Source organism: Luteitalea sp. TBR-22, from assembly GCF_016865485.1.
GTDB lineage: Bacteria > Acidobacteriota > Vicinamibacteria > Vicinamibacterales > Vicinamibacteraceae > Luteitalea.
In genome coordinates this window covers 4,633,125-4,645,612 of the sequence record NZ_AP024452.1, presented here as the reverse complement: position 1 = coordinate 4,645,612, position 12,488 = coordinate 4,633,125, and the positions used below count along the sequence as shown (strand labels likewise).

At 70.5% G+C, this 12,488-nt stretch carries 11 protein-coding genes; all 11 read left to right on the top strand.

Features of this window, described 5'->3' with window-relative positions:
• The first annotated feature begins 253 nt into the window (after positions 1–253).
• Entirely contained in the window at positions 254–1,243 is a 990-nt protein-coding gene (gene gmd / locus TBR22_RS19575; protein WP_239489516.1) for a GDP-mannose 4,6-dehydratase, read from the top strand.
• Positions 1,244–1,283: 40 nt separating this feature from the next.
• Positions 1,284–2,447 carry a glycosyltransferase gene (locus TBR22_RS19570; RefSeq protein WP_239489515.1) on the top strand — a complete coding sequence of 388 codons (1,164 nt, stop codon included), beginning with the start codon at positions 1,284–1,286 and terminating at the stop codon, positions 2,445–2,447.
• Positions 2,448–2,452: 5 nt separating this feature from the next.
• Positions 2,453–4,210, top strand: a complete 1,758-nt coding sequence (locus TBR22_RS19565) for a hypothetical protein (protein ID WP_239489514.1) — start codon at positions 2,453–2,455, stop codon at positions 4,208–4,210.
• 243 nt (positions 4,211–4,453) lie between these two features.
• A complete protein-coding gene (locus TBR22_RS19560; protein ID WP_370651540.1) occupies positions 4,454–5,215 on the top strand; it encodes a transketolase in 762 nt (253 codons plus the stop codon).
• Positions 5,208–6,083 carry a transketolase family protein gene (locus TBR22_RS19555; RefSeq protein ID WP_239489512.1) on the top strand — a complete coding sequence of 292 codons (876 nt, stop codon included), beginning with the start codon at positions 5,208–5,210 and terminating at the stop codon, positions 6,081–6,083. The genes TBR22_RS19560 and TBR22_RS19555 overlap by 8 nt, the downstream gene beginning before the upstream one ends.
• On the top strand, positions 6,080–7,450 hold the full coding sequence (locus TBR22_RS19550) for a lipopolysaccharide biosynthesis protein (protein ID WP_239489511.1): 1,371 nt from the start codon (positions 6,080–6,082) through the stop codon (positions 7,448–7,450). Before TBR22_RS19555 ends, TBR22_RS19550 begins: the two co-directional genes overlap by 4 nt.
• Positions 7,443–8,516 carry a glycosyltransferase family 2 protein gene (locus tag TBR22_RS19545; protein ID WP_239489510.1) on the top strand — a complete coding sequence of 358 codons (1,074 nt, stop codon included), beginning with the start codon at positions 7,443–7,445 and terminating at the stop codon, positions 8,514–8,516. Before TBR22_RS19550 ends, TBR22_RS19545 begins: the two co-directional genes overlap by 8 nt.
• Positions 8,517–8,549: 33 nt before the next feature.
• Positions 8,550–9,317 carry a glucose-1-phosphate cytidylyltransferase gene (gene rfbF, locus TBR22_RS19540; protein WP_239489509.1) on the top strand — a complete coding sequence of 256 codons (768 nt, stop codon included), beginning with the start codon at positions 8,550–8,552 and terminating at the stop codon, positions 9,315–9,317.
• Positions 9,305–10,387: a CDP-glucose 4,6-dehydratase gene (gene rfbG / locus TBR22_RS19535; protein WP_239489508.1), complete on the top strand. Its 1,083-nt coding sequence runs from the start codon at positions 9,305–9,307 to the stop codon at positions 10,385–10,387. Before rfbF ends, rfbG begins: the two co-directional genes overlap by 13 nt.
• On the top strand, positions 10,384–11,313 hold the full coding sequence (locus tag TBR22_RS19530) for an NAD(P)-dependent oxidoreductase (RefSeq protein WP_239489507.1): 930 nt from the start codon (positions 10,384–10,386) through the stop codon (positions 11,311–11,313). The genes rfbG and TBR22_RS19530 overlap by 4 nt, the downstream gene beginning before the upstream one ends.
• Positions 11,310–12,488: a class I SAM-dependent methyltransferase gene (locus TBR22_RS19525; RefSeq protein WP_239489506.1), complete on the top strand. Its 1,179-nt coding sequence runs from the start codon at positions 11,310–11,312 to the stop codon at positions 12,486–12,488. Before TBR22_RS19530 ends, TBR22_RS19525 begins: the two co-directional genes overlap by 4 nt.

The following is a 12,488-nucleotide window of genomic DNA, read 5'->3' as shown; positions in this document are numbered from 1 at the left end:
GGGGTGTCCCACGCCGCCGTTGGTCAGGGCAGATCTTGACGAACCGCGCGGTCAGCGTGCCCTGAGCAAAGTCGAAGGGCGACCGCGCCCTGCCTGACCCGCCTCCCGGCCGGCCGACGCCTGCCGGCGCGTCGGCGAAGGGGCGCCGGGGCGCTTGCGGTACACTACGTCGGATCGGCGGCCAGCAATCGAGGCTGCACGCCGGGCTGTGTCCGAAAACGCCGCCCGGCGACCGCCGCATTCCCGAGACCGCATGGCAAAGACCGCACTCATCACCGGCATCACTGGGCAGGACGGCTCGTACCTGGCCGAGTTCCTGCTCGGCAAGGGCTACCGCGTCGTCGGCACGGTGCGCCGATCGTCGGCCCCGAACCTGTGGCGCATCGAGCACCTGCTCGACCGGATCGAGCTCCGGCCGGCCGACCTGCTCGACCAGCTGTCCATCGTCCGGTTGGTCGAGGACGTCAAGCCCGACGAGCTGTACAACCTCGGGGCGATGTCGTTCGTGCCGGCCTCGTGGGACACCCCGCTGCTGACCGGCGAGTTCAACAGCCAGGGGGTGACCCGCGTGCTGGAAGCCATCCGGCAGGTCAAGCCGGACACGCGGTTCTACCAGGCCAGTTCCAGCGAGATGTTCGGCAAGGTCCGCGCCGTGCCGCAGAGCGAGGACACGCCCTTCCATCCGCGCTCGCCCTACGGCGTCTCGAAGGTGTTCGGGCACTACATCACCGTGAACTACCGCGAGAGCTACGGGATGTTCGCGTGCTCGGGGATCCTGTTCAACCACGAGTCGCCGCGCCGCGGGCTCGAGTTCGTGACCCGCAAGGTGACCGACGGCGTCGCGCGCATCAAGCTGGGCCTGGCTGACACGCTGCCGCTCGGCAACCTCGACGCGCGCCGCGACTGGGGTTTCGCAGGCGACTACGTCAAGGCGATGTGGCTGATGCTGCAGCAGTCCACGCCCGACGACTACGTGGTGGCGACGGGCGAGACGCACCCGGTCAAGGAACTGGTCGAGATCGCCTTCAGCCACGTCGGCCTCGACTGGGAGAAGTACGTCCGGGTCGACCCGCGCTTCCTGCGCCCGGCGGAGGTCGACCTGCTGATCGGCGATCCCGCCAAGGCGCATGCGCAGCTCGGCTGGAAGCGCGAGGTCGACTTCAGGGGGCTCGTCACCATGATGGTCGACGCCGATGTGGCGCGCCTCGAGAAGGGCGCCGTGCCAGCTCAGCCGCTGGCCTGATCCACGAAGCGTCGGGCCCTCCCGCCCGGCTCCGACGTCGGTGACACGCATCCTTCGGATCATCGCCCGGCTGAACGTGGGGGGGCCGGCCATCCACGCCACGCTGCTGACCGACCGCCTCGACCCGTCACGCTACCGCACCACGCTGGTCACCGGGACCGAGGCGGCTTCCGAAGGGAACTATCTGGCGCTGCACGGCAGGTCGTCGGCGCGGCTGGTGCAGGTGCCCGACCTCGGTCGCGAACTCAGCGGCGCCAGGGACGTGGGCAGCCTCAGGGCCCTGGTGTCGCTCATCCGTCGTGAGCGGCCGCACATCGTCCACACGCATGCCGCCAAGGCCGGCGCCCTCGGGCGGGTCGCCGCGGCCCTCTGCCGGGTGCCGGTCGTCGTGCACACCTACCATGGCCATGTCCTGCGCGGCTATTTCTCGCCCCGCAAGGAACAGGTCTTCCGCGGCATCGAGCGCGGCCTCGCGCGGGTCACCGACGAACTGGTGGCGGTGACGCCGCGCGTCCGGCAGGAACTGCTCGACATGGGCATCGGTCGACCGGAGTCATTCAGCGTCGTGCCCCTGGGCTTCGATCTCGATCAGTTCGAGGACGCGTCGACGCACCGCGGCGAGTTGCGCCGCGAACTCGGTCTGGCTCCGGACGTGCCGCTTGCCGGCATCGTCGCGCGGCTGGTGCCCATCAAGGCGCACGAGGTGTTCGTGGCCGCGGCGCGGCTCCTGCACGCCGAGCGGCCCGACATGCATTTCGTCGTCGTCGGCGACGGCGAGCGCCGTCAGGAACTCGAGCGCCTGGTGACCGAGGCGGGCCTGCAGGCGGTCACGCACTTGCTCGGCTGGCGTGCCGACCTCGCACGCATCTACGCCGACCTCGACGTCGTGACGCTCACCTCGCGCAACGAGGGATCGCCGGTGGCGCTGATTGAGGCGATGGCGTGCGGCCGGCCGGTCGTCTCCACTCGGGTCGGCGGCGTGCCCGACGTCGTGGAGCACGGAGTCACGGGCTGGCTGGTCGACATGGACGACGCGGCGGCGCTGGCGCGGACGGTGCTGGACGTGCTCGCGGAGCCGTCTCGGGCGGCGCTTGTGGCGCGCGCCGGTCGCGAACACGTGAAGGCGACCTACGGCGCCGGGCGGTTGGTGGCCGACATCGATGCGCTCTACACGCGGCTCCTGGCGCGGAAGGGCGTGGCGTGATGGGCATGGCGGCCTGGCCCGGACTGCTGGCCTTCCTCCTGGTCGTGGTGTTCACGCCGCTGGTCAAGCGCATCGCGGCGCAGACCGGGATGGTGGCCGTACCGAAGGCCGACCGCTGGCACCGGACGCACATCCCGCTCATGGGGGGCGTCGGCATCGTCGTCGCCTCCGTCGTGGCGGTGCTGGTGGGGCACCCGACCAGCATGCCCGTGTGGGTGCTGTTGTCGTGCGCCACGGGGCTGGCCGTGGTCGGGTTCGTCGACGACGTGCGGGTGCTCAAGCCGCAGACCAAGCTGTTCCTGCAGATCTTCGCTGCCGGCGTCATGACCGTGGTCGGCCTGCAGTTCCAGTTCACCGGCATCGTCGCGCTCGACATGCTGATCACGCTGGTCTGGCTGGTCGGCATCACCAACGCGCTCAACCTGCTGGACAACATGGACGGCCTGGCGGCCGGCATCGCGGCCATCGTCGCGGCTTTCCGCCTGTCGTTCTTCCTGGCCGACGGGTCGGCTGAAGGCGTGTTGCTGTCGTCGGTGCTGCTTGGCGCCTGCCTCGGCTTCCTGGTGTTCAACTTCAACCCGGCGTCGATCTTCATGGGCGACACGGGCAGCCTGTTCCTCGGCTTCATGGTGGCCGGGCTCAGCCTGGTCGGCGGGTGGCCGTACGCGCGCGGTACGACGCTGGTGCTGGTGCTGCCGGTGCTCGTGGTGCTGGTGCCCATCTTCGACACGACGTTCGTGACCGTCGCGCGCATCCTGGCCGGCCGGCCCGTGTCGCAGGGCGGACGCGACCACACGTCGCATCGCCTGGTGGCGCTCGGCATGAGCGAGAAGCAGGCGGTGCTCACGCTCTACGGGCTGGCGATCGCCGGCGGCGGCATCGCGTGGTTCTCGTATCGGCAGGGGCTGTCCTATGGCGCCGTGCTCGCCATCCTGCTCGTCCTCGGCACCGCGCTGCTGGGCATCTTCCTGGGGCGGCTGAAGGTGTACCCGGAGGGCGAGGCGCCGTCGGGTGTGGCGCTGTTGCTGGCCGACTTCACGTATCGGCGCCAGGTGGTCACGGTGGCGGTCGACACGGTGCTCGTGGTGGTCGCCTACTACACCGCCTACCTGCTGCGGTTCGAGGCGGGGTTCCCGTCCGAGCAGGCGGTCTTCGCGCAATCGCTGCCGTTCGTGCTGCTGGCGCAGGTGGTGGCGTTCCTCGTGATGGGGACGCACCGCGGAATCTGGCGGTATACCGGTCTGTGGGACCTGATCCGGCTGGCCCAGGCGTGCGCGGCCGGCACCGTGCTGTCGGTGCTGGGCGTGCTGTTCCTGTACCGGTTCGAGGGCTTCTCGCGCGCCGTGTTCGTGATCCACGGCGTGCTGCTGTTCGTGCTCGTGGCGGCCACGCGCATCTCGTTCCGGGCGCTCGACTCGTCGCTGCGGCGCGACCCGCCCGACGCCGAGCCGGTGCTGGTCTACGGCGCCGGGAAGGGCGGCTTGCTGGTCATGCGCGAGGTGCGGGAGAACCTGGATCTCGGCTGGCGCGTGGTCGGCTTCCTGGACGACGACGTCACCAAGCACGCCACGCGGGTCGACGGCGTGCGGGTGATCGGCGGCCTCGACCAGCTGGCCTCGGCGATCGGCGCGACCGGCGCGACGCGCGTGGTGCTGGCGACGCCCAAGTTGTCCCCGGAACGCCTCGGTGCCCTGGCGACGGTGTGCGAGGGCCTGGAGGTCAGCCTCGTGCAGGCGCACCTGCGCTTCGAGCGGCTGTCGTGAGCGGCGCCAACGTGGGAGTGCTTGCGCGTGCTGCCGTCTCGATGGGGCCTGGCCGCGTACGTCCCGACGGTCAGGGGGCAGCTTGGGGCCGTGCCGCGGCATCGGCGAGAATGGCGCGATGACGTCCCGGCGATCCGTGTCCCCGGTAGAGACCGTGTCCTTCGTCTTCCACCCCCACGTGAGCACCCCAGCGTGACCGACACCAGGGAACTCGCGCGCCGCGTCCGCCTGGACGTGCTGCAGATGGTCCACCGCGCCAACGCTTCGCACGTCGGAAGCTGCTTCTCATCGGTGGACGTCCTGGCGGTCCTGTACGGTCGCGTGCTCAACGTCCGCCCCGACCAGCCGGACTGGGCCGATCGCGACCGGTTCATCCTCAGCAAGGGGCACGCGGCGGCCGCTGTTTATGCGGTCCTCGCCGAGACCGGGTTCCTGCCGATGGAGGACCTCGAGCGGTACGGCCAGAACGGCTCGTCGATGATGACGCACGTGAGTCACCGCATCCGCGGCGTCGAGTTCTCGACCGGCTCGCTGGGCCACGGCCTGCCCTTCGGCGTGGGGAAAGCCCTGGCCGCAAGGCGCCTCGGCGCCGACTGGCGGACGTTCGTGCTGCTCAGTGACGGCGAGATGGATGCGGGCAGCAATTGGGAGGCGTTGATGTTCGCGGCGCACCATGGCCTCGACAACCTCGTCGCGGTCATCGACTACAACAAGCTGCAGAGCCTCACCACGATCGCCGAGACCCTCGCGCTCGAGCCGTTCGCCGACAAGCTGCAGGCGTTCGGGTGGGACGTGCGAGAGCTCGACGGGCACGACCACGACACCCTGTACGACGCCCTGTCGAGCACCCCGTGGACCCCTGGCCGTCCCGCAGTTGTGCTCGCGCACACCGTCAAGGGCAAGGGCGTGAGCTTCATGGAAAACCGGGTGGAATGGCACTACCGGAGCCCGAACGCCGAGCTCCTGGCTCGGGCGATGGCGGAGGTCCGCGGCGACGATGCGTAATGCCTTCATCGACGAACTGGTGACGGCCGCCGCCGCCGACCCGCGCGTTGCGCTCGTGGTCGGCGACCTCGGGTTCTCGGTCGTCGAGCCCTTCGCGACGAGGTTCCCCGATCGATTCATCAACGCCGGCGTGGCCGAGCAGGACCTGATGGGGCTGGCCGCCGGACTCGCATCCGAGGGCTTCCATCCGTTCGTCTACTCCATCGCGAACTTCCCCCTGTTCCGTTGTGCGGAGCAGATCCGGAACGACGTCGACTACCACGAACTGCCCGTGACTGTGGTCGCCGTCGGCGGGGGATTGTCCTACGGCGCGCTCGGGTACTCGCATCATGCGGTGCAGGACTACGGCCTGATCCGGCTCATGCCGAACATGCTGATCGCCGCGCCGGGCGACCCCGCCGAGGTGCGGGCCTGCATGCGCTACCTGATGGCGCACCCGCAGCCGTCGTACCTGCGCCTCGGCAAGGCAGGCGAGCCGCTGGTCCACGAGGCCATCCCCGACATCGCGCCGGGCAGGTGGGTGCCGGTGCGCGAGGGCACCGGGACGGCGACGCTGCTCACCACCGGCGCCACCCTGGCACTCGGGCGGGCATGGCTGGAGCGTCCGGAATTCGCCGGGTTCTCCCTCCACACGCTGCCCCTGTGGGGGCTGCGTCACAAGGGCTCGCAACCGGCACAGGTCTCGCGCTGGACGCACGTGCTGACCATCGAGGATCACCTCGCCGACGCTGGGTTCGGCAGTTGGCTGGCGGAGGCCTGCTCGGGGCAGGTATCCGGCACCCGGCTCGAGGTACGGGCGTTGTCGCACGAGATCTTCGGAAAGGTCGGCGACCAGCACACGCTGAACGCCCTGGGCGGCCTGCGATGACCCGTGGCCGGCTCGTGTCGCTCGCCGCGCGGATCGGGATCGATCGCGCCGTGTTCGTGACGCTCGTGAGCCGGGTGTGGGGCGTGGGCGCCGGGTTGGTCACGATCGTCGCCGTGACGCGCGCCCTGTCGGCCGAACTGCAAGGCTTCTATTACACGTTCTACAGCCTGGTGGCGCTGCAGGTCTTTGCCGAACTCGGCCTCAACCACGCCATCGTGCAGTTCGGCAGCCACGAGATGGCGCGGCTGGCGTGGACGCCGCAGGGCACGGTGCGCGGAGACGAGTCCGCCTACCGCCGGCTGCAATCCCTGCTGACCTTCGCGCTGCTCTGGTATGGCGCGGCAGCCGTGCTGATGCTGGCGGTCCTGCCCGTGCTCGGTCTGCGGTTCTTCGCCCGGGCCGCCGCGGCGGGAGCCGCTGGTGGCGCGATCGACGTGCCGTGGATTGTCCTGGTGGTGTGCTCGGCTCTCGCGCTGCTGACCAATGCCGGGATCTCGCTGCTCGAGGCGTGCGGGCGGGTGGCCGACATGGCCCTCGTCCGTCTCTCGCAGTCGGTGGCCTCGTCGCTGGCGCTGTGGGCGGTGCTCGGCGCCGGCGGGGGACTCTACGCCGTGGCGGCGAGCAGCGCGATGATGCTGCTGGCAGCGGCGGCCTGGCTGGGCGGACGCTACAGGCCGTTCTTCGTGGACCTGCTGAGACACCGCGCCCCCGGGCGCGGCCTCGCCTGGCGCGAGGACATCTGGCCCTTCCAGTGGCGCATCGCGGTCAGCGTGATGAGTGGCTTCCTGGTGACGCAGTTGTTCAACCCGCTGCTGCTGGCCAGTCACGGGCCGGTGGTCGCCGGCCAGATGGGCATGAGCCTGCAGATGATCGCCGCCATGAACGGCGCGGCGTTGGCCTGGATCTCGACGCGCGCGCCCATCTTCGGCCAACTGATCGCCCGCGGCCAGCGTCGCGACCTGGACGTGCTCTTCGCGCGCGCGCTCATCCAGTCCACGCTGGTCCTGCTCGGCGGCGTGGTCGTCGTGCTCGCCGGGCTGGCGCTGATTCCAGGCGGCGCGACACGCGTGCTGCCGCTGCCGCAGTTTGCCCTGCTGTCTGTCGCCTGCGTGGCCAACCACCTTGTCGTGTCGGAGGCCATCTACCTCCGGGCGCACAAGGAGGAGCCGTTCATGGCCGTCTCGGTGGCCAACGGACTGGCGACGGCCGCCCTGACGATGCTGCTCGTGCCGCCCCTCGGGTCCATGGGCGCGGTGCTCGCCTACACGACAGCCAGTCTCGTGGTCGGGCTCGGGGCGGGCACGGCCGTCTTCGTGCGTAAGCGTCGGCAGTGGGACGTGGCGGTGCAGGCGGTGAGCCGTGCGTGAGGACGTGGCGGCGGAGTCGCCCCTGCTGTCCATCTGCATTCCGACGTACAACCGGGCCGAATGCCTCGACCGCCTGCTCGGCTGCCTGTCGGGGGCCGTCGAGCGGCACGGCACGCGCGTGCAGGTGTGCGTCTCGGACAACCACTCTCCCGACGGCACGGCTGCCGTCATCAGGTCGTGGCAGCAGCGGTTCCCCCTCGACGCAATCACGCAGGCGTCGAACATCGGCGCCACGCGCAACGTGTCGCAGGTGGTGGGACTCGCGCGAGGTCGCTGGGTGCTGGTCATGGGCGACGATGACCTCGTGTCGCCCCAGGGGCTCGAGGCCCTCCTGGGGGAACTGGCGGTTGCCCCAGAGGGGACCTGGGTGCTCGCCGGCGTGGCCGACGACTCCGGACATGAACTGTTCCTCGGAGGTGTCCGTCCGGGCTCCTACGACACGGCACAAGCCCGCTCGTTGCTCCGCCACCTGGGGCTCCAGCGCTGCGGATTCATCGGCATGCACGTGTTCCCCGCCTCGCTCCGGCCCACGCTCACGGGGCTGTCGCCCGAAGCCTCGCAGCCCTGGCCACACGTGGCGCTGTTGCTGCGTCACGTGGCGACGGGCGGCATCCGCGTCTGCGCCACACCGCTCGTGCATCAGGCCGGCGCAGGGAAGGTGCTGTTCTGGCGTCAGGACGACTGGATGCGCCTGATCCTCCGCCTGGTGGACCTGGCCGGCGCGGCCCGTGCCGCCGAAGGCCCGGCTGGCGGCTTCTACGACGCGATGATCCTGGGGCAGCTCTACGCCGCCGACGCGCTGAAGGGTATGGTGTACTGGCGGTTCCTGGAGCCTGCGGACTTCAGGACGAGCGCCGTCCGAGCATACGCGGCGCGGTACCGACTGCTCGGGTGGCGCGCGCCCCTGGTGCTGGGCCATGCGCTGGTCCTGGCCGCGGTGTGGTGCACGCCCGTGCGCGTGCTGGCCTGGATCGACAAGCTGCGCGGGCGCGGTGACACGCTGGGTCGCTACGAGGCCGAACGCGAACGGAGTCGCGGCTTCGATGGCGTGCAGCGCGGGCTGTGAGGGGCGCGACCCCGTTTCGAGGGAGGCAGTGACGTGAAGGCGGTGATCCTTGCAGGTGGACTGGGGACACGCATCTCGGAAGAGACGCACCTGAAGCCGAAGCCGATGGTCGAGGTCGGCGGCAAGCCCTTGCTCTGGCACATCATGCGGACCTACTCGGCGCACGGCATCCGCGAGTTCGTGATCTGCTGCGGTTACAAGGGGTACGTCATCAAGGAGTACTTCGCCAACTACTTCCTCCACATGTCGGACGTGACCTTCGACATGCAGCACAACCGGATGGAGGTGCACAATCGCAAGGCCGAGCCCTGGCGGGTGACGCTGGTGGACACGGGCGAGGACACGATGACCGGCGGCCGCCTCAAGCGGGTCGCCGCATTCGTCCGCGACGATGACGCACTGTGCCTGACCTATGGAGACGGCGTCTCCGACGTCGACATCACCGCGCTGGTGGCCTTCCATCGTTCGCATGGCAAGCTGGCCACCGTCACGGCGGTCCAACCCCCGGGTCGCTACGGCGCACTGTCGCTCGACGACCTGGCGGTACGCGGATTCACGGAGAAGCCCCAGGGCGAGGCTGGCTGGATCAACGGCGGCTACTTCGTGCTCTCGCCGAAGTGCATCGACCTGATCGCCGACGACACGATGCCGTGGGAAAGCTACCCGTTGAGGCAGCTCGCCGCAGACGGAGAGCTGATGGCGTACAAGCACCACGGGTTCTGGTTGCCCATGGACACGCTTCGGGACAAGAACTACCTCGAGGAGCTCTGGGCGAGCGGAAAGGCGCCATGGCGAGTGTGACCGACGCCTCGTTCTGGCGTGGCCGCCGCGTGTTCCTCACCGGCCACACCGGCTTCAAGGGCAGCTGGCTGTCGCTGTGGCTGCAGGACCTCGGCGCCGAGGTGCACGGCTACGCCCTGGAGCCGCCGACCACGCCGAGCATCTTCGTCGAGGCGCGGGTCGCCGAGGGCATGGCCTCGAGCACCATCGGCGATATCCGCGACGCGGCGCGACTCGGTGCGGCGATGGCGGCCGCGCGTCCGGAGGTGGTGTTCCACCTGGCGGCGCAGTCGCTGGTGCGGCCTTCCTACGCCGACCCCGTCGAGACCTATGGCGTGAACGTGCTCGGGACGGTGCACCTGCTCGAGGCCGTGCGCGCGACGGCAGGGGTGCGCGCCGTCGTCAACGTCACCTCCGACAAGTGCTACGAGAACCGCGAGTGGGAGTGGGGCTATCGCGAGCACGAGCCGATGGGCGGCTTCGACCCCTACTCGAGCAGCAAGGGCTGCGCGGAACTGGTCACCTCCACGTACCGGCGCTCCTTCCTCGGTCCGGCCGGCGTGCGGCTGGCCAGTGCGCGTGCCGGCAACGTCATCGGCGGCGGTGACTGGGCGGTGGACCGGCTGGTGCCCGACATGATGCGCGCCGTCGCCGCAGGGGTGCCCGTCCGCATCCGCAACCCGCAGGCGATCCGCCCGTGGCAGCACGTGCTCGAGCCCCTGAGCGGCTACCTACGGCTGGCAGAGGTGCTCGCGTCGGACGAGGGCGAGGCGGCAGCCGACGGCTGGAACTTCGGGCCCGACGACGCCGACGCGCGCACCGTGGCCTGGATCGTCGCCCGCCTCGTGGCCGCATGGGGCGAGGGCGCCGCGTGGGAGCACGACGCGACGCCGCAGCCGCACGAGGCGACATACCTCAAGCTCGATTGCTCGAAGGCGCGCGCCCGCCTCGGCTGGCGTCCCCGCTGGTCGCTCGCCGAGACCATCGGCCACGTGGTGGAGTGGCACAAGGCGCACCGCGACGGGAAGGACATGCGACTGTTCACGCAGGCGCAGATCGCGCGCTACGGCGCCGCGGACCCGGCTGCATGAGGCGCGTCCTGCTCACGGGCGCGTCCGGATTCGTCGGCGCCGCCGTGCTGCGCCGGATGGTGGCGCAGGAGCGCGAGGTGGCCGTGCTGCTGCGCGCGTCGAGCGACACGCGCCGCATCGACGACCTCCTGCCGCACGTCGCCGTGGTGCGCGGCGACCTGGCGCATCTCGACGCCGTGACCGACGCGATCGCCGCGTTCGGGCCCGACGTCGTGGCGCACCTGGCCTGGCAGGGCGTGAAGGGCAGCGACCGCAACGATCCCGGGCAACTGGAGAACGTGATGGCCGCCATCACGCTGCAGCGCGTGGCCACGGCGGTGGGCTGCACGCGCATGGTCGGCCTCGGATCGCAAGCCGAGTACGGCCCGCAGGCCGGCCGCATCGCGGAGGACGCGCCGACGCGCCCGACCACGATGTACGGCGCCGCCAAGCTGGCGACGGCCATCCTGCTCGAGCGGGCCTGCGCCACCGCTGGCCAGTCCTTCGCGTGGATGCGCCTGTTCTCGTCGTACGGGCCCGGTGACGATCCGAGCTGGATGATCCCGTACCTCATCGAACGCCTGCTGGCCGGCGAGCGTCCGTCGCTCACGGCCGCCGAGCAGGTGTGGGACTACATTCACGTCGAGGACGCGGCCGCGGCGGTGGTGGCCATGGTCGATGCCGACGCGACGGGCGTGTTCAACCTCGGATCAGGGACCGCGTGGCCCTTGCGTGACATCATCACCACGGTCCGCGACGCCATCGATCCGTCGCTGCCGCTCGGGTTCGGGGAGGTGCCGTATCGGCCCGACCAGGTGATGCACCTCGAGGCCGACGTCACGCGACTGCGCGCCGCCACCGGGTGGGCTCCCGCCATTGCTCTGCGCGAGGGACTGCAAGCGGTCGTCGACCACCACCGCGCGCGGCGCGCTCGACCAACCTCATGACCACGACGCCTCGGCCTTCCAGCGAGCCCGGCCAGGCCGCATGCCGCCTCTGCGGCGACGGCACGGCCAGGCCTGCCTTCACCATGCGCAACATGCCGCGGTGGAACCAGCGCCTGCTGCGAGAGCAGGAGCTGGCCAGCGACCACGGCCGCGACGTCACGCTCCTCGCGTGCGAGCAGTGCGGCTTCGTGATGCTCGCCGACGGCCCGGACGCGGGCTATTACGACGATGAGTACGTGAACGCGCCGGGGAGTTCCCCGCAGATGCGAGCGGCGCAGCAGGCGCAGGCCGGTGCCTTCGTCGAGCGCTTCGGGCTCGCCGGCCGGCGCGTGCTCGAAGTGGGGTGTGGCGACGGCTCCTATCTCGAGTGCCTGCGACAGGCCGGCGCCGAGGCCAGCGGCATCGAGCCCTCGGCGGCCCAGCGCGCCATCGCCCTGGGGCGCGGTCTCGACGTTGCGGACGGGTACCTGTCGGATGGCCGCATGCTCGCCGGCGCGCCTTTCGACGCCTTCGTCACCCGCCAGGTCTTCGAGCACGTGATCGACCTGCGCGGCTTCCTGCGCGGCATTCGCGCCAACCTCGCGGGCGGCGCGGTCGGCCTCGTCGAGGTCCCGAATTTCGAGGCACTGCTGGCACAAGGACGGTACTTCGACTTCTTCCCCGAGCACGTGAACTACTTCACGCCGCGAACGTTGCGCGCGGCGCTCGAGCTGCAGGGCTTCGACGTCATCGAGACGGCGCCAGCGATCGAGGGCGAGGCGCTCGCGGCCTTCGTGCGCCTTGACGCACCGGCCGACTTCGGTCCGTCGGGCCGCCTGCTCGGCACGCTGGCGCGCGAGATGGAGGCGTTCGTCGCCGAGAGTCGCGCGCGAGGCGGCCAGGTCGCGGTGTGGGGCGCCGGTGGCAAGGGGCTGAGCATCCTGGCCGGCGTCGACCTGTCGGGCGTGGACTACCTGCTCGACGGTGATCCGCACAAGGCCGGCCGGTACACACCGGTGTCGCACCTGCGCGTGTCGCATCCCGACGTGCTCAGGCAGGCAGACGTGCGGGCCGTGCTGATCACGGCGCCCGCCTACCAGCGCGAGATCCGCGCCACGCTCGAGGAGACCTACGGGTTCCGCGGGCGCATCGCCCTGCTCGACGGCGGCGTCCGCGTCGTGCAGGAGGCCGAGTGA